We start from the raw sequence: 17584 nt of genomic DNA on the forward strand, positions 1-17584 counted from the left end.
TAAATCCTCACATTTGTCACACAGCATTGGTTTTGGTTTAAAAAGTGTATGCAGTGACAAATGCTCTTGAAGTTTTACATTACAAACTAAACACGTCAATCATCTATCCATCCCTTTGCTTTGCCTATTCTATTCATACGTTCAATATCATTTCTCGCCCGATACATTGCCATCGTTCTTCCTTCATGATAAAAGAGAACCATGCCATTCGGACAACTTATTTTTCGTCCGACACGCCCCGAAATTTGTATTAGTGCTGATGCCGTATACCGATGACTGTCCATTACCCAAACGTCTAAAAATGCCATCGTAAAACCGCGTTCTAAAATCGTCGTCGTCAAAACGATGTTATAATCACCTTCGCGCAGGGCTTGTACCTTTTCTAAACGTTCTGGATCTTCGCTAAATACATAACACATCGTATCAAAGTAAGCACGGTATAAATGATAAAATTGTTGCATTTGTGTAATATCGCTAAAAAACAATAATGTTGTTCTCTGATGATGAAGTTGCTGTTTTAATGTTTTTAAAATGTGCATTTGTCTATGATTGTATTTCACCTTAAAGTATTTAAATTTTGGAACAACTAAAGGATGACGGTGAAATCGAGCAGGTAAAGTAATTATTTGCTCTTTTTGAAAGGCTTTTAATAAGGCTTTTGGTGGTGTTGCTGTCATATAAATTAACGTACTAGGGTTCCGTGCTGCTTTAGTAATACATTGCATTAAATTAGGCTCCATCGAAAGCGGAAACGCATCTACCTCGTCTATAAAAATAATGTGAAAATGATTTTTAAATCGATACAATTGATGAACCGTAGCAACCACAAAATGACCGTTAAACGTCTGTCGACTCGCTTAATGCAATATATCGATAGCTTCACATTTAAAAGTTTGGCAAATACGTTGGCTCACTTCGATAACTACGTCCACTCTAGGAGAAACGACCGCCACATTGTACCCTTTTTGTCGTGCTTTAGAGATAGCTTCAAACATCATTTCCGTTTTACCTGCTCCTGTAACGGCATGTAACAATAAATTTTTCTTTTCTTCTAACGCTGCAACAATTTGTGTTGACGCATAGTGTTGTTGCTCAGATAGTGTGAAAGGAAGTTCGTACCATCCTTCTGTTGTGTGCCTTTCTGATTTGACATAGCGCACTTTATGAATAGAATCCATTCTTCCCATCGCTAAACAATGACGACAATAAATAATAGGCTCTATAAAAAAGGGGCTTTGATACCGATAAAAATGTGCCTGCTTGGTAGTCTCACACTGCATGCAACAATAACCCGTTGTCGTTCGTATAACACCATATGTCTCTTTTTCAATCACTTCATCTGACAAAACAACATGTTCATTGATAAGCTGTCCATAACGTTTCACTTCATCCCCCCTTCACTCATATACTCGTTTTAAACTACAAGATTTCTTTTTTAACTTTAAAATTGTTCCCTCAAAAAGGCGAGTAAAACCGGGGTAATGCGATATAAATAACACAAAAGACAACAGCAAAGTAAGTAGAACGCTTTACTGTTGTCTTTCGTTGTTTACATATTTTGATGATAATCAGGCAATTCAATTTTACGGTTCGTTACTCCAATACCAAAGCTACCTAACCCTAAATGCGAAGAAATGACTGGTCCAAATTCAGAGAAAATAATATTTTTCTCCGGGTATTTTTGTTTTAGCTCATTAAATATACTGTGAGATTCTTCTTTATTATCCCCACCAATAATGATAATCGTCGACGTTTCGAACTCATTTGATAATTCGATTGCTTTATCTTCTATAAGTTTTAAAGCTTTCTTTTTTGTACGCACTTTTTCATACGGTACAATTAGGCCATCTTCAAATGTGAGCACAGGTTTCATTTTCAACAAATTACCAATCCAAGCTTGTGCCCCTGTAATGCGTCCACTTTTGCTTAAATTCTTCAAATCATCGACAACTAAATAAGCACCTGTATGTTGACGCATGTCTTCTAATTCTTCTAAAATTTCGTCAATATGTTTACCTTCTTTAATTAGATCAACCGCTCTAATGACAAGCGCACCTTCAACAAAACAAGCAATCTTCGAATCGATTGGATGTACATTAATGCCTTCTACCATGACCGCTGCTTGTACCGACGTTTGATACGCCCCACTAATACCACTTGATAAATGGACTGTGATAACATCTGTATAGCCTTCTGCTTTGTAGGCTTCAAATGCATTAATCATTTCTCCTATAGCTGGTTGACTTGTCGTAGGGATTGAATTTGACGTCGCTAAAATGGAATAAAATTCATCCGCTGTAATGGACTCATTTTCTTTATGATTTTCACCGTTTTCTAATGTAATACTTAATGGGACAACTCGAATATTATTTTCGTCTAAATAGAGTTGAGGAATATAACTTGTTGAATCTGTCATGACAGCTATTTTCATTTCCAATGTCCTCCTAAATTACGTATATAGTTCCTATCTATTACTACTAAGTACTGGGACGTCGCGAACAACTGCTCTAGAGCTCTGATAAACAGCAACTCTAAAAACATTTTTCATAAGTCCGTTCACGTTTCAACAATCTTTTATATGCAACACATCGATTGACTCTCTCTAAAACGTGAACGCTTTTGTCCCGCCCTTCGTATTTATATTATTTAATTAATACTATCATACAATCTTTTATATCAAATTTCAGGCAACTAAGCCATTGATTTTTTCATTGTTCACATTTAATCTATATTATAACCTTAATTCATTCTATATCAGATTGGAGATGCCTCATGAAAAACGCTATCATCACCATTAAAAGTGAACATATTATAGAAAATGTAATTAGTAAATCTCGTTTTATTGCTCATATTAAACCTGTGCAGTCTGAAGAAGAAGCTAAAGCGTTTATTGAAGCCAAGAAAAAAGAACACCGTGAAGCAACACATAACTGCTCAGCCTATACTATCGGTGACACGATGCATATCCAAAAAGCGAATGATGACGGCGAACCTAGTGGTACTGCTGGTGTGCCAATGTTAGAAATGTTGAAAAACTATGACATTCATAACGCAGCCGTAGTCGTTACACGTTATTTCGGAGGCATTAAGCTTGGTACTGGAGGTTTAATTCGTGCATATGGTGGCGCTGTTCGTGATGTTATCAAAGCTATCGGTCGTGTAGAATTGAAACAAGCCATCCCTTGTCATGTCACAATCGCTTATGATTTAACCGGTAAATTCGAATATGAACTTCAATCTGCCCCTTTTTATTTAAGAGATACACATTATACAGATAAAGTTACATATGAAATCGATGTGATAGAAACGGACCGTGAATCATTTATCAACTTTTTAAATCAACATACGCAAGGTCAATTTTCACTTCAAGAAGATACAATTAAAAGGCTTGCGTTTGATATTGAAACATGAAATAAAACCCTTGTTACTTTAAGGCTAAAATCGCTTTAAAGCAACTAGGGTTTTATTTTATTTGACGTCGCGAGATAAGATTGAGCAATGGACGGTAATCATCATCTATGAGTCCTGTAAACTCTACGATAAGTTCAATTGTTATCACAATAAGTACAATCGTTAAAAACATGCCCCAAGGTTGTGATAAGTATAAAATAACACTAACTACACTAAACATTATCGCCATTGCATATATCAACATAACGGTTTGTCTATGTGTATATCCTAAATCTAATAGTTTATGATGTAAATGTGATTTATCTGCTTGCATAATGTGCTGTCCTCGTTTCACACGACGTATCATCGCAAATAATGTGTCGATGAAAGGAACGGCTAAAATCACAATTGGGAAGAACAATGAAATAAATGTAATGTTCTTAAATCCTAATAAAGACAAAAAGCCGATAATAAAGCCAAGTAACAGTGCCCCACTATCTCCTAAGAAGATTTTAGCTGGATGGAAATTAAAGACAAGAAAACCTAATAACGATCCAATAAGCACACTACAAATCATAATGATAAATATATTTCCTTGTAAAATCGCAATAAAGGCAATCGTGACAAGAGCGATTGTAGAAACACCTGCTGCTAAGCCATCAAGGCCGTCGATTAAATTAATCGCATTCGTAATGGCAACAATCCAAAAAATGGTAATTGGAATACTTAACCATCCAAAATGAATCGTTGGTCCAATAGGAATAGAAATAAAATCTATTGTAACCCCGTACAAAACAACGATTAATGCAGCTGCGATTTGTCCGAGTAACTTTAGAATAGGTTTTAAATCGTATAAATCATCAATAAGACCTACTAAGTAAATAACGATAGCACCTAGTAATAGTGGTTTAATTTCTCTCTCTATAGGAGCACCAAGCCAAATACCAATAAAAAAAGATAGTAATATTGCTGAACCTCCTAACATAGAAATCGGCTTTGTATGTATTTTTCTGAAGTTAGGTCGATCCACAATATCTAATTTTTTGGAAACCGCTATAACAATAGGCGTTAGTATCAAACTGACAATCATTGAAAACACAATCAACGTAAGAGTATACATCAGTTCACCTACATATTTTAAAAATTAATTCATCTGTTATATTCTACTTTTTATTCTCCAAAAAACAAGCTTTTTCTTGTAACAATCTTATTACATAGTAACATGAATCGTCTATGTATGACATCACTGTTAAATATAATCTTTATCGTACATTAAATTATTTAATGACAAAATGTAACTTTTCACTTACAATAACATAGGGTTAAGTAAAGGAGTCATAACTATGATTGAAGCCATTATTTATAATATATCAGTAACTATTGCTGGTATCTATCTATTTCATCGTCTTCAATACGCTGAATCACATGATTTCAGATTTTCTAAAAGTTACATTACCGTGCTGATGACGATTGTTGGATTATTACTGGCACTCTATCCAGTGCCTATTGAAAATTATCACATTCAACTTTCATTTGTTCCTTTATTATTTTTGGGCCGATATACTAATGCGTTTTACACGTTCGTTTCGGCGTTACTTATTGCCTTTGTAAGTTATTTCGTACTCGCAACGCCACTTACATTTGCTAGTGCGCTTCTAATTATTGCACTCGTAGTTAGCATTATTGGTCCTTTCATTAAACAAAACCACATTATCGCTATACAAATTTTAAATATTATCAGTATTGTCATCTTACTTATTATCGCAACATTTGTCCCTAGCTTTGATGTGATTGAAGTTTTATATTTAATACCTTTATCTATTATTGCTACGCTGATCACTGCTTTATTTTATGTAGACTTACATCACTTTTTTAAACTTATTGACCGTTACGAAAATGAAAATAAAATCGATTACCTCACAGGTTTAGGTAATGTTAAAGAATTTGACCGTCATTTAAATACACTAACGCAACATGCTGAAGCCAAAAAGCATAGTCTTGCCTTGTTGTTAATTGATATTGATGATTTTAAAGAAGTTAATGATGCACATACGCATGAAGCAGGTGATGCAATTTTAAAACAAATTTCACATCTTTTACAAAATTACGTGCCACCTAAGCATAAAATATTCAGAAATGGTGGCGAAGAATTTTCAATTGTACTTGAAAACTATTCTTTAGATGAATGCGTTAAGTTAGCTGAAAGCATTCGTAAAGGCGTTGAAAAATCTAATTTTCACTTGCCTAATAAAGTCGTTATTAAATTATCTGTCTCTATTGGCGTAGGTTATTTAACAAGTGAAGATTACAAATCTCAACGTAAAGTATTTAAAGATGCTGATGATATGTTGCACATTGCCAAAAATGAAGGTCGTAACAAAGTGATGTTTAATCCAATCATCAAATTACAATAAAACCATCTAAGATTAAAAGTGACCAATAGGGGGCGGGACGACGAAATCAAATAGATTTCTGTCCCGCTTTTAAAATGAGAAAATAGCTGTTAAAAAGCACAGTAGCTGTCTGGATTGAACTGCGCTTGCCAGCTTATTCAATCCTAGTCAGCTTTGTGGGGGCGGGACGACGAAATCAAATAGATTTCTGTCCCGCTCCCTAATCATTTCGCTCGATCTTTGGATGGTTTACTTTATGCCTCAAACGATACACCAATATTTTTAAAATCGCATTCATGTCATTCTTTCTATATTCAACTTCAAATGATTTTGGTCACGCCTGTCCTATATTTAAAATGTTGCAACATGAAGCATTCACATGTAGACTGACAATTGATTCAGTAGATAAGGAGGAACACCTATGGCAGATTCACTCACAATTATTGATGAGAACAAAGTGATTGATGTCGTTTTATTGGCCGGCAAAGTTTTGTTAGAAAGCGGAGCGGAAACATATCGTGTTGAAGATACGATGGGCCGTATCGCAGCAAGTTTTGGTTTGGAAGATACCTACGCTTTCGTAACTTCCACGGCCATCATGTTTTCACTTAATAACCGTACTAATACACGTCTTGTGCGTGTACGCGAAAGAACAACAGACCTCGAAAAAATCGCCATTGCCAATAATGTGTCACGTAAAATTTCTCAAAATCAACTTACTTTAGATCAAGCTAAGTCTGAACTTATTCATTTAGAACAAGCCTCACTTCAATTTTCATTTATTGTTAAATTTTTATCTGCTGCTATTGCTTCAGGTTTCTTCTTATTTATGTTCGGTGGCGTAGCCAATGACTTTATTTATGCTGTCATGGCGGGGGCAGGTGCTTTTTTAACCTTCGACCTTGTGCAACGCTATATTCAAATCAAATTCTTTTCAGAGTTTATTAGCTCCATGGTCGTCATTGGCGTAGCCGCTTCCTTTACGAAATTAGGCATGACGGTCAATCAAGATATTATTACAATTGCCGGTGTAATGCCGCTTGTTCCTGGTATTTTAATTACGAATGCGATTCGAGATTTAATGGCGGGAGAATTGTTAGCTGGCATGTCACGTGGTGTAGAAGCTGCATTAACCGCATTTGCTATCGGAGCCGGTGTTGCTGTCGTATTAATTTTATTCTAGAAAGGTGTGACACAAATGGCCTACGTGTTGTATTACATAGCTCAATTTTTAATCAGTTTTATCGCAACCATGCTCTTTTCAATCATTTTTAACGCACCTAAAAAATTACTTATTGCTGCAGGTTTTGTAGGTGCTATGGGATGGATTATTTACAAATTCACGATCGACTTAAATTATGGAGCTGTCCCTGCCGCTTTCTGTGGAAGCTTTATATTAGGTGTGATGAGTCATGTCATGAGTAGACGCTACAAGCGCCCTGTTATTATATTTATAGTGCCTGGTATTATCCCTCTCGTTCCAGGGGGCGCTGCTTATGAAGCAACGCGTTTACTTGTATCAAATGAATATACAAAAGCAGTCAACCAATTTTTAGAAGTAACTTTAACTTCAGGAGCCATTGCATTTGGCATATTATGTGCAGAAATCTTTTATTATATTTATACACGTTTAAAACATCACTATGCTAAACTGAAAGGTAAGACCTATAAAAGAGGCTATCATATGAACAATCGTATATAAGGAAGTGTTAACTTGAAATCAAATATCATCAAGAGATTAGAACGTTACGTCAAAATCAATACACAATCCGATCCAAATAGTGAATCAACTCCTTCCACTACTGTCCAATGGGACTTGCTTCACATGTTAAATGACGAGCTTAAAACGATGGGGTTAGAAACTGAAATTGACGCGCATGGCTATCTGTTTGCTACTCTAGCAAGCAATACAAACCAGTCCGTTCCAACAGTAGGATTTTTAGCTCATGTAGATACTTCTCCAGATTTTAACGCTAAAAATGTAACGCCTCAAATCATTGAAAACTACGATGGTGAAGTTATTCCATTAGGCCATTCAGGAAGAGTCATCGACCCAGAAGTCTTCCCTGATATTGTTGACTTAAAAGGACATACTTTAATGACGACAGATGGCACCTCACTACTTGGTGCAGATGATAAAGCAGGTATTGTTGAAATTATGGAAGCGCTACAATATTTGATCGACCATCCTGAGATTAAACATGGCCCTATTCGCATTGGATTTACTCCAGATGAAGAGATTGGCCGCGGACCTCACAAATTCGATGTTGAACGCTTCAACGCTGATTTTGCTTACACTATGGATGGAAGCCAATTAGGTGAGCTACAGTTCGAAAGTTTTAATGCCGCAGAAGCAAAAGTCACTTTTGAAGGCGTTAACGTTCATCCAGGTTCTGCCAAAAATAAAATGATTAATGCTATAAGCCTTGCAATACAATTCCATTCTCAATTACCTCAAAATGAAGTTCCTGAACAAACTGACGGATATGAAGGTTTCTATCATTTAACAGACATGAATGGGACTGTTGAAAAAGCAACTTTACACTATATTTTAAGAGATCATAATGGCGAAACATTTGAAAAACGCAAACAGCACTTAATAGAAATTCAAAAATCTTTAAACAATGCTTACCATTATGAACCGGTACACTTAACGATTAATGATCAATATCGCAATATGGCTGAGAAAATCAAACCGCATCCACATATTATAGACATTCCAAAACGCGTCTATAACGCGTTAGGTATTGTTCCAAATACAGCACCAATACGCGGCGGCACAGATGGTTCCCAATTATCATTTATGGGTCTTCCAACACCGAATTTATTTACAGGATGCGACAACTTCCATGGTCCTTACGAATACGCTTCTATAGATGTCATGGAAAAAGCGGTTCACGTCATTGTGGGTATTGTTCAAGAAATTGAAAAAGACGCATAACAAAAATAACCGATGAGAAAGGCAATAATATGCATTCTCATCGGCTATTTTTATGTCGTCGTTTGTAATAATTTGATAATTTGAGTGACATATGCGCGCAAGTGTACGCCCAATTTAAAATCAGGATAAGACGATGGCAATTCATCAAATACGCTAAACATTGCGGTCACGTCTTGATTTTCATATCGCTCAAACTTTTCAGATGTCCCACATATTGCAACAGCGACTTTATTATACTGATTCGCAAGTTCTGCAATGCGCAAGGAAGACGTATCGATAACAAAATCACGTTCGTTCAGACCCTCACCAAAGATAATCAAATCTGCTTGTTTTACAAGATTTTCCAATCCTGTAATTCGATCCACGAGTTCATGACTTGTCATAATTTTAGTAGCGAACATCGCTTTAAAAATAGCAGCAAGGCCTCCACCAGCGCCCCCTCTTTCGATTTGTCCTAATGATAACTTTAGTTCATGTTTCATAATTTCACTAAAATACCAAAGCAAATTGTCAATTTCTACCGCTTCTTCTCTAGAAATGCGAAGTGACGTATAACTTTTTAAAATCGCACTTTGTTTACCATACATCTTACTATCAAAATCAATTAAAATTTGAAATTGCGCTTCTTTTAAACCTTGATGTAGTCCATTCGTATCAATACGGCGGATATGTTTAATTTGTCCTAATCCTTTTCTCATATCTACCTGTTCGCCATCATCATCATAAAACACTGCACCTAGTGCTTGTAACATACCAGCACCACCATCGTACGTATCTGTACCACCTACAGAGATAGCAATATTGTTCGCACCTCTGTTCAAAGCATGGGCAATTACTTCGCCTAACCCATAACTCGTATGTTCCAAATAGCTTGCTTTTCCTTTTTGGAATTGCTCAGATTGAATAACCGTTAAGCCATCGTCAGTTTGTCCGTATCGTACTTCTACTTCATTCATTTGAGCGTCATGTGCTGTAATGCGATATTGTGTTCCTGATTTCCATGTGAATACTGAATTTAAAAGTTCATGTCGACCATTAAATAATGGTACTTGTACGATATCCGCATCTTGAACTTGGCTAGCAACCGCTTCTTCAACATAGCGGTTAGCATCATAACTCGAAAGAATTCCATTAAATTCATCCATCGCTACGAGTACTTTCATATTGTCACCTCTCGACATTTTTGATTAATATCCATTATAGACTTGCTTCACCTTTGAATACAAATGAATAGAACGTTCATAGATAAGTGCATTCACCCACCTATGAACGTTCCCAAATCCATTACTCTGCTTTAGCTAAAGATGAGACTGTAATGTTATCGTGACTTTCGTGCCAAGTTGCCTCACCATTCACAAAATAGAAAGCTTGGGGTGATTGATGTTTAACCCCTGTTTTGTCTTCAATATAATTTGATAATTCTCGTTCTTCTTGAACAATGAGATAATACCCATCCATATCTCTTTCATACAGAAATTTGTTGAATTGATCCATTGCACGCTCTGAAATTGGACAAGTATTACTATGTTTCAATACAAAGATATATGGATCCTGTTGGATGACTTGTTCAAACTGATCAATAGACGTCAGCTTCGTCGCCATACTTTTCACCTCTAAGTCAAATTCTTTTTATATTAATCGTACATCTGTGTATTTTCTCAATGGTAATTATTATACACATAATATCAACTATTGTTAACCTTAATCTCAAAACTAACGTTCTGATTTAAAATAAATGCGCTATAAAGCCCTCTCAATTTCATCATTCTTCTTGTGATACTGTCCTTCGTACTGTTCTAATTCTTTTGAAGTTTTTATTAATCGTTTTACATTTGTTTTTGATAGACGTTGGCTATATTGAGCACTTTGTGCACGCTCTTTATAGTAATATTCTAACTCATAATACATTTGAATTGCACTTTGGCGCGCATTATTGACTGTACTTTCATTGATGCGTTCTTTATTTAAAGCTTTAATATCATTCTTGATTAATGGAATGACTTCTTTATTTATTTTGTTCGCACGTTGAATATCATTTTTTTCTTCAAGTACACGTTCCACTACACGTTTAATGTTTTCGTTATTTTGAATTAGCGTTTGTTCAATTTTCACACTTTCACTGTACCCTAATGCCGTCGCTTTTGCGTGGGCTAAACCCTTTTCGACAGTAGAACGATGTTGTTCAAATTTGCGCGTATGCGCTAAAATGTTTTCATTCGATTCAATAGCATTCAAACAAAGTTCCAAAAATTGATTCACTTCATTTAAAGCTTTTTCTTTTTTATCTACTGCAGTTAAGTAGGTGCGCTTCAACGCTTTTAAATCATCATTTGACCCTGGCAATTGTTCAGCTGCATCTCGATACGCTTTAAATTTTGGGCGCAATGTTTGATCAATTTGTTCCTTTTTCTTTTTTAACATCTCATGATTGTCTTCTGTTGCGTCGGTTTGGTTAAATGACTTCAATGCTTCTAAATTAACATCATCCCATGCTTTGTAATAAGCTTTTTCTTTTTGTTCAACCGTTTTCATTTTTTGATCAAACTGTTGTTTTTCTTGTTTATCGTTGTGTCCACAAGCCGTTAAAGTAACTGTAATAATTAAAAATGTCATTACAAGAAATAGGATATTTTTCATAATACTCCTCCTATAATAGCATATTATAGCGAAACGTATTTAACTTAAAAATAAACTATGGTATAGTAATTCAGAATTTATGTAAATATAAGGAGTTAAAGATGTATTCTCATGTCCAACCATTTATTGTTGAAAACCACCTAAACGATTATGCCAAAAGTTATCTAGTTTATCGTGATATTTTATTTAATCTATTAGACTCACCTATTAAAAGTACCCAACATATTGGTGGAACAAAACATTTCAACTATCCCACTGAGCCTATATTAGATATTTTAGTTGGTGTAGATAACTTGCATGATATCACATCTTTAGATGAAAAGCGCCTCAACTATGCCGGGTTTTACCGTATTCATCAACCTATGCATAAAAAAGTACTTATGGCAAAATTCAATAATTTATCAGAATTAAAACAAACGGTTCGTTTACATATTATCCAACGAAACACAACTGTTTTCCAACAATATATTGAAACTGACCAAATATTGTCACATCATCCTACAGCAATCGCACATTTCAATACTTTTAAACAACAGATTCATCCTTCTATGCCGATACGGGACTACGAAAGTCTAAAACAATCATATTTCAAAAAATTATCACATATCATTCACACAAATTAACGTTTCCAGATGACTTTAAGCATACAAAAGCGTTAAAATGACTATAATGACATAAAAGAAAGGATGTTATTTTTGGATAACGCTAGCATCTTACAAAAGTTAAAACATATCGTCCCAGAAGATATCATCAAAGTGGATGAACCGCTCAAACGGTATACTTACACTGAAACTGGAGGAAATGCTGACTTTTACATTTCACCCCAAAAATATGAAGAAGTTCAAAGTGTCGTAAAGTTTGCGTATGAAGCAAATATTCCACTTACCTATTTAGGTAATGGTTCTAACATCATTATTCGTGACGGCGGTATCAGGGGTATTGTGCTAAGCCTCCTAGAACTCAATTATATTGATGTTTCTGATACAACTATCGTAGCTGGCAGTGGGGCTGCAATTATCGATGTATCGCGAAAAGCTAGGGATTTATCTCTAACCGGTTTGGAATTTGCTTGCGGTATCCCAGGATCAGTAGGTGGCGCCGTTTATATGAATGCGGGTGCTTATGGTGGAGAAGTTAAAGATGTTATTGACTATGCGCGTGTCATTAATGAAAAAGGAGAAATGCTTCAATTAACACATAATGAATTAGAATTAGATTATCGCAATAGTATTATTCAAAAAGAGCATTATGTCGTTTTAGAAGCAGCTTTTACTCTAGCACCTGGAAAGCAAGATGAAATTCAAGAAATAATGAACGATTTAACTGAGCGACGTGAGTCAAAACAACCTTTAGGGTACCCTTCATGTGGTAGCGTCTTCCGTCGTCCTCCTGGCTACTTTGCTGGTAAATTAATTCAAGACTCTGACCTTCAAGGACATCGCATCGGAGGCGTCGAAGTATCCAAAAAACATGCGGGATTTATGGTGAATGTCGACCATGGTACTGCAACAGATTATGAAGATTTAATTCACTATGTCCAAAAAGTAGTGAAAGAAAAATTTGACGTTGAATTACAAAGAGAAGTTCGAATTATTGGCGAAAAAATAGAAGAACGTCAGTAAAGGAGCAAAAGAAATGCCAACTGTTTATGGTCAAGTGATTGATAATGAAACACGATGCGTGCACTATCAATCCATTCTTGATGTAATTGCAATAAAATTTAAATGTTGCAATAAATATTACCCTTGTTACAAATGTCACAACGAAGCAGAAAATCACCGTATCCATCGTTGGAAAGAACGCGAGTTTAATGAAAAAGCCATTTTATGTGGCGTTTGCAAGCACGAAATGACAATCAATGAGTATATGCTTATTGAGGCTTGTCCAAAGTGTAATGCGCATTTTAATAGTCGTTGCAAGTTGCATTATCACTTGTATTTTGAAATATAGCGCGCATACAATATCGTACGAATCATGAACAAAGAGTATAAAAAACACGTTCGTTAACGTCATTTTACATGACATCAACGAACGTGTTTTTTTATGAAAATATCGCTACATTAAATTATTGACGATCAAAAATGAAGTCTTCATCTTTTAATGCTTCTACATTTAACGCTAATGTGTATCCATCACCTTTAACTGAGAAGAAATCATGGTTCTTCGTTGATGTATCTAAGGCATTTTCGATAATCGGATTAAATTCACGCTCTTCAAAGTAAGGTTCAAAACCAAGATTAGATAACGCTTTATTTCCGTTATAATGCACATAATTAAGTACATCTTCTGCAAGACCAAGCGGTTCATACAATTCACGTGTATAAGACTCTTCATTTTTATAAAGGTCTTCAAGCAATTTATACATTTCTTGGTCTGCTTTAAGTTTTTCACTTTCTGACAGTTCGTTTCTTAAATGTTGTGCATCAAGACCAGTGAAAACGCCATGAATAGATTCGTCCAATAATATTTTACGAATAATCTCACCAGATGTTGTCATACGCCCCTGTCCAGCAAGATATAAAGGGTAGTAGAAACCAGAATAGAATAAAAATGTTTCCAAAAAGACACTTGCTACTCTTGCCATATATTGATCATATATGGAAGCTTCTTCTCCCCATAATTTATGGTACGTACCCACAATCTTTTCTGATTTGTATTTCAAATGAGGTTCTTCTAAAACCCATTCATCTAATAAATAGTTTGTTTCTTTAGAAGGTAGTAACGTTGTAAAAATATGAGAATAACTTTTCGCATGGATTTGTTCCATCATTCCCATAAATGCATAGACTGCCTTTTTACGTAAGTCTTTTGTATGTAACATGATGAGCGGCATACCATCATCAGCTTGATGCGTGTCTAAGCCTGTTAAACCTGCTAAAGCTTTTTTAAATGCGTTTTGTTCATCTTCTGTTAATGTTTTCCAACTTGCGATATCTTTAGAAACTTTAAATTCCGTTTCTACCCACATTTGTGCAATATTTTGGCGCCAAAACATATTCGTCATATCTTCTTGTGTATTCCAATTTACAGCTATCATCTCAATCTATTTCTCCTTTTCTTATATTAATATGGTGAATGAAGTAAACGATGGAAATGAGACAACCACACCTTTTTATAATATGATATTTCTGCCTCACTACCTCGTTTGTCCCCTTAGTACTATGACATCTCCCCGTATCATCTGAATCAATTTGTACGTTACATGCAAAGCATATAAAACGTTACACCAATTGTTTAGATTCTCTATCTTTTAATTCATCACCTATTAGCCTTCGAGTTCACTCTAGACTGAGCAGCTTGTACACTCTTCAACACTTAACAATTTATTACGTGTATAATATAAAGATTTTAATCCTTTATAATGCGCATAAACATATAAACGAGACAATTCACGTGTAGAAATTTCAGAGTTAACGTAAAGAATCGTCGATATACCTTGGTCAATATGTGTTTGAATTGTCGCAATTAAATCGATAAGTTTCATTTGATCTGTATTAAATGCTGATTTATAGTACCACATTGTTTGTGGAGATAAAAATGGCATCGGATAAAACGTTTCTGCATTACCGTACGTACGACGCTCAATTTGATCAACAATTGGCATAACCGAACTTGTTGCATTTTGAACGTATGAAATACTTTGTGTTGGTGCAATCGCTAAACGGTATGCATGGTACAAACCATATTTTTCAACTTCTTCTTGGAGCGCCTTCCAATCTTCACGTGTTGGAATATCATGATGCTCAAATAAAGCTTTCACTTTATCGTATTGTGGTAAAAAGTCTTCTGTTGTGTAGCGCTCAAAGTAGCGGCCATTCGCATAATCCGATTTTTCAAATTCTGCAAACACCTCTCCACGTTCTTTTGCAATTTCCATAGAACGCTCAAGAGAATAGAAATTCATCATCATAAAAAAGACATTTGCAAAATCTCTCGCCTCTTCTGATTCATAATTGATTTGGTTTTTCGCTAAGAAACCGTGAAGGTTCATAACACCTAGCCCCACAGAATGTAGCTCACGGTTCGCTTTTCTTACACCTGGTGCATTTTGAATGTTTGCTTCATCACTTACAAATGTCAACGCATCCATACCTGTATGAACAGAATCTCTAAATCGATTAGATTCCATCACATTCACAATATTTAAAGAGCCTAAGTTACAAGAAATATCACGTTTGATTTCGTCTTCAATACCGTAATCATTAATAATTGACGTCTCTTGCAATTGGAAAATTTCCGTACATAAGTTACTCATTTTAATTTGCCCAATATTAGCATTTGGATGCACTTTATTGGCATTATCTTTAAACATTAAATATGGGTAACCTGATTGTAATTGTGTTTGCGCAATCATATTTAACATTTCACGTGCGTCTTTTGATTTTTTTATAATATTAGGATTTTCAACTAACTGATCGTAGTAGTCTTCAATATTGATGTCATCTAACGTCACACCATATTCTGCTTCTACCGTGTGTGGGGCAAACATAAAAAAGTCTTTTCCTTCTTTTGCTAAATCAAAAAACTTAGAAGGGACGATTAAGCCGGTTGAAATCGTCGATAGACGTAAATCTTCATCGGCATTTACTTTTTTAGTATCTAAAAACTCTTCCACATCATAGTGGAAAATATTCAAATATACCGCACCTGCGCCTGGACGTTGGCCAAGTTGGTCAGCATAACTGAAACCACCTTCAAGCGCTTTAGCAACTGGAAGCACACCTTTGGCTACACCTTTAATACCTTTAATTGCTTCGCCACGTGCGCGCAATTTGGAAAGGTTGATTGCCACACCACCACCAATTTTACTAAGTTGCTTCGCAGTAGAATCAATAAAATTAATCGAATTTAAGCTATCGTCAACTTCAAGTAAAAAACAAGAAACCAACTCACCTCGACGCGCTCGTCCTGCATTTAAAAATGTTGGCGTTGCAGGTTGATAGCGTTGTTCTATCATGGCACGTACGAATTGCTTGGCAAGCTCGACTTGCCCATTCGCTAAATAAAGCGACACAATAATTACATGTTGATGGTAATTTTCAAGGTATTTTGATTTATCATTTGTTTTCAAGGCGTAATCTTTGAAAAACTTACTCGCTGACATATAACTCGCAAATTGGAATGGAATGTCATTTGCGAAATTGATAATTTCATTTAAATCTTCTTCGCTATAATCATTAAATAGATTGTAGTAGAAGTTTTGGTCTACTAAAAAATGTAGACGTGCTATCTCATCGTCGAATTGAACCGTCTTATCCTCGATTTCTTCTAAATAAACAACCAATGCTTCTTGGTCTTTTTCTAAATCAAAAAAGCCTGTCTCATTTCTTTTTGTTACTTGGTTATTCAATTCGATATGATTATATCGCTTTTTTTCCATTGTCTTCATAAAAATTAACCACCTTCTCCTTAAATTCCTTTGTATCTTTTAAGCTTCCATGTAATTCAAATTGCATTAATAATGGGACCTCGTATTCATCTGCAATTCTACTGCCTGCTTTTGCAAAATTTTGTCCCCAATTTCGGTTACCGCTTGCGGCTACACCTCTTAAATTATCATGGTTAAGATCTAAAAATTGTTGCACTGGCTTTGGTACCTCACCAAAACCAATCGTACTTGTCACGATGATAAAAGGTTCATCGATGCGCTTTGCTACAGAAGCTGGTGTTATTTCCATCGTATTTGATAATTCCGTACGCTTAATAAAACGTTTTACATTTCCTGTAAATGAATAATAAACCACTTTCATATCAAGGACTTCCTTTCTTTTAAGCCCATATACGCATTTTTGCGTCGGCTTATTTATAAAATTTATCTTGAATATTCGTTGTGTCAGCATTGATATGTAGTTAATCATCTTTATAGGTGTTAATATAAAGGTATAGAAAATGAAGTTAACATTTGAGTATTAATTAACGTAAAAGCGAACATATATTTTGTTTTATTTAAAGATGAAATAAAATAATTTGGCAAATCAATTCCCCTTAAAACGCATTTGTTTTTGCCAATTCGACTCGGATACAAGATGTTGTATCCAAGGTTACACCCAATCTCTTTTAAAAGTGTAATCTTGCTAACTATTTGTAGTTTCTACTTGGTATACTGAGTCTTAAAACACTATATGTTGTGTTTAACGTTCTTACTCAATACTATATTATGTGTTTCATTGTACATCAGACTTGATTTTTTTTAAAGCAGAAAATGAAATTTTTGACACCAATT

At 35.2% G+C, this 17584-nt stretch carries 16 protein-coding genes and 1 pseudogene; 8 read left to right on the top strand and 9 right to left on the bottom strand.

Going from position 1 to position 17584, the window contains the following annotated elements; genetic code table 11:
• Nucleotides 1-95: 95 nt before the first annotated feature.
• Together LN051_RS11530 and fakB1 are read right to left on the bottom strand one after the other, a co-directional pair.
• Nucleotides 96-1364 (bottom strand): annotated as a pseudogene (locus tag LN051_RS11530) (DEAD/DEAH box helicase family protein).
• Nucleotides 1365-1549: 185 nt separating this feature from the next.
• Complete coding sequence (gene fakB1, locus LN051_RS09285) at nt 1550-2431, bottom strand: fatty acid kinase binding subunit FakB1 (RefSeq protein WP_229292253.1); 882 nt, start codon at nt 2429-2431, stop codon at nt 1550-1552.
• A 341-nt stretch (nt 2432-2772) separates the two neighbouring features.
• On the opposite strand from fakB1, the gene LN051_RS09290 reads away from it, so the two are divergent.
• Nucleotides 2773-3411 carry a YigZ family protein gene (locus LN051_RS09290; RefSeq protein WP_229292254.1) on the top strand — a complete coding sequence of 213 codons (639 nt, stop codon included), beginning with the start codon at nt 2773-2775 and terminating at the stop codon, nt 3409-3411.
• A 52-nt stretch (nt 3412-3463) separates the two neighbouring features.
• Here LN051_RS09290 and LN051_RS09295 read toward each other — a convergent pair whose 3' ends face one another.
• Nucleotides 3464-4510, bottom strand: a complete 1047-nt coding sequence (locus LN051_RS09295) for a glycosyltransferase family 4 protein (protein WP_229292255.1) — start codon at nt 4508-4510, stop codon at nt 3464-3466.
• 223 nt (nt 4511-4733) lie between these two features.
• Here LN051_RS09295 and gdpS point away from each other — a divergent pair, with 223 nt between their 5' ends.
• The 4 genes from gdpS (at nt 4734) to pepT (ending at nt 8724) form a co-directional block, all read left to right on the top strand.
• The gene (gene gdpS / locus LN051_RS09300; protein ID WP_229292256.1) at nt 4734-5804 is read left to right on the top strand and encodes a GGDEF domain-containing protein GdpS; all 1071 of its coding nucleotides are present in this window, start codon (nt 4734-4736) and stop codon (nt 5802-5804) included.
• 400 nt (nt 5805-6204) lie between these two features.
• A complete protein-coding gene (locus LN051_RS09305) occupies nt 6205-6966 on the top strand; it encodes a threonine/serine exporter family protein (RefSeq protein WP_229292257.1) in 762 nt (253 codons plus the stop codon).
• Nucleotides 6967-6981: 15 nt separating this feature from the next.
• A complete protein-coding gene (locus tag LN051_RS09310) occupies nt 6982-7485 on the top strand; it encodes a threonine/serine exporter family protein (protein WP_420853973.1) in 504 nt (167 codons plus the stop codon).
• A gap of 12 nt (nt 7486-7497) precedes the next feature.
• Nucleotides 7498-8724, top strand: coding sequence for a peptidase T (gene pepT, locus LN051_RS09315; RefSeq protein ID WP_229292258.1), 1227 nt, complete (start codon nt 7498-7500; stop codon nt 8722-8724).
• A gap of 50 nt (nt 8725-8774) precedes the next feature.
• Here pepT and LN051_RS09320 read toward each other — a convergent pair whose 3' ends face one another.
• The 3 genes from LN051_RS09320 to LN051_RS09330 form a co-directional block, all read right to left on the bottom strand.
• Entirely contained in the window at nt 8775-9887 is a 1113-nt protein-coding gene (locus tag LN051_RS09320; RefSeq protein ID WP_229292259.1) for a glycerate kinase, read from the bottom strand.
• Between the two features lie 121 nt (nt 9888-10008).
• Entirely contained in the window at nt 10009-10326 is a 318-nt protein-coding gene (gene ytxJ, locus LN051_RS09325) for a bacillithiol system redox-active protein YtxJ (protein ID WP_229292260.1), read from the bottom strand.
• A gap of 138 nt (nt 10327-10464) precedes the next feature.
• Entirely contained in the window at nt 10465-11361 is an 897-nt protein-coding gene (locus LN051_RS09330; RefSeq protein ID WP_229292261.1) for an EMYY motif lipoprotein, read from the bottom strand.
• A gap of 101 nt (nt 11362-11462) precedes the next feature.
• Between LN051_RS09330 and LN051_RS09335 the strand changes: the two genes are divergently transcribed.
• The 3 genes from LN051_RS09335 (at nt 11463) to LN051_RS09345 (ending at nt 13311) form a co-directional block, all read left to right on the top strand.
• Nucleotides 11463-11984, top strand: coding sequence for a GrpB family protein (locus LN051_RS09335; RefSeq protein WP_229292262.1), 522 nt, complete (start codon nt 11463-11465; stop codon nt 11982-11984).
• Nucleotides 11985-12047: 63 nt separating this feature from the next.
• On the top strand, nt 12048-12983 hold the full coding sequence (gene murB, locus LN051_RS09340) for a UDP-N-acetylmuramate dehydrogenase (RefSeq protein ID WP_420853974.1): 936 nt from the start codon (nt 12048-12050) through the stop codon (nt 12981-12983).
• A gap of 13 nt (nt 12984-12996) precedes the next feature.
• Nucleotides 12997-13311 (top strand): CHY zinc finger protein, encoded by a 315-nt coding sequence (locus LN051_RS09345; protein ID WP_229292264.1) that lies wholly within the window; start codon nt 12997-12999, stop codon nt 13309-13311.
• A gap of 115 nt (nt 13312-13426) precedes the next feature.
• On the opposite strand, the gene nrdF is transcribed toward LN051_RS09345, so the two are convergent.
• From nrdF to nrdI, 3 genes are all read right to left on the bottom strand, one after another.
• Nucleotides 13427-14398 (bottom strand): class 1b ribonucleoside-diphosphate reductase subunit beta, encoded by a 972-nt coding sequence (gene nrdF, locus LN051_RS09350; protein ID WP_229292265.1) that lies wholly within the window; start codon nt 14396-14398, stop codon nt 13427-13429.
• A gap of 246 nt (nt 14399-14644) precedes the next feature.
• A complete protein-coding gene (gene nrdE, locus LN051_RS09355; protein WP_229292266.1) occupies nt 14645-16750 on the bottom strand; it encodes a class 1b ribonucleoside-diphosphate reductase subunit alpha in 2106 nt (701 codons plus the stop codon).
• Nucleotides 16722-17111: a class Ib ribonucleoside-diphosphate reductase assembly flavoprotein NrdI gene (nrdI, locus tag LN051_RS09360; RefSeq protein WP_229292267.1), complete on the bottom strand. Its 390-nt coding sequence runs from the start codon at nt 17109-17111 to the stop codon at nt 16722-16724. Before nrdI ends, nrdE begins: the two co-directional genes overlap by 29 nt.
• Nucleotides 17112-17584: the final 473 nt, after the last annotated feature.

The sequence above is a fragment of the Staphylococcus ratti genome (assembly GCF_020883535.1).
GTDB classification, from domain to species: Bacteria; Bacillota; Bacilli; order Staphylococcales; family Staphylococcaceae; genus Staphylococcus; species Staphylococcus ratti.

Coding starts and splice junctions, on each gene's coding strand:
- fakB1 (WP_229292253.1), bottom strand. CDS start 2,431: ATGAAAATAGCTGTCATGACAGATTCAACAAGTTATATTCCTCAACTC.
- LN051_RS09290 (WP_229292254.1), top strand. CDS start 2,773: ATGAAAAACGCTATCATCACCATTAAAAGTGAACATATTATAGAAAAT.
- LN051_RS09295 (WP_229292255.1), bottom strand. CDS start 4,510: ATGTATACTCTTACGTTGATTGTGTTTTCAATGATTGTCAGTTTGATA.
- gdpS (WP_229292256.1), top strand. CDS start 4,734: ATGATTGAAGCCATTATTTATAATATATCAGTAACTATTGCTGGTATC.
- LN051_RS09305 (WP_229292257.1), top strand. CDS start 6,205: ATGGCAGATTCACTCACAATTATTGATGAGAACAAAGTGATTGATGTC.
- LN051_RS09310 (WP_420853973.1), top strand. CDS start 6,982: ATGGCCTACGTGTTGTATTACATAGCTCAATTTTTAATCAGTTTTATC.
- LN051_RS09320 (WP_229292259.1), bottom strand. CDS start 9,887: ATGAAAGTACTCGTAGCGATGGATGAATTTAATGGAATTCTTTCGAGT.
- ytxJ (WP_229292260.1), bottom strand. CDS start 10,326: ATGGCGACGAAGCTGACGTCTATTGATCAGTTTGAACAAGTCATCCAA.
- LN051_RS09330 (WP_229292261.1), bottom strand. CDS start 11,361: ATGAAAAATATCCTATTTCTTGTAATGACATTTTTAATTATTACAGTT.
- LN051_RS09335 (WP_229292262.1), top strand. CDS start 11,463: ATGTATTCTCATGTCCAACCATTTATTGTTGAAAACCACCTAAACGAT.
- murB (WP_420853974.1), top strand. CDS start 12,048: ATGTTATTTTTGGATAACGCTAGCATCTTACAAAAGTTAAAACATATC.
- LN051_RS09345 (WP_229292264.1), top strand. CDS start 12,997: ATGCCAACTGTTTATGGTCAAGTGATTGATAATGAAACACGATGCGTG.
- nrdF (WP_229292265.1), bottom strand. CDS start 14,398: ATGATAGCTGTAAATTGGAATACACAAGAAGATATGACGAATATGTTT.
- nrdE (WP_229292266.1), bottom strand. CDS start 16,750: ATGAAGACAATGGAAAAAAAGCGATATAATCATATCGAATTGAATAAC.
- nrdI (WP_229292267.1), bottom strand. CDS start 17,111: ATGAAAGTGGTTTATTATTCATTTACAGGAAATGTAAAACGTTTTATT.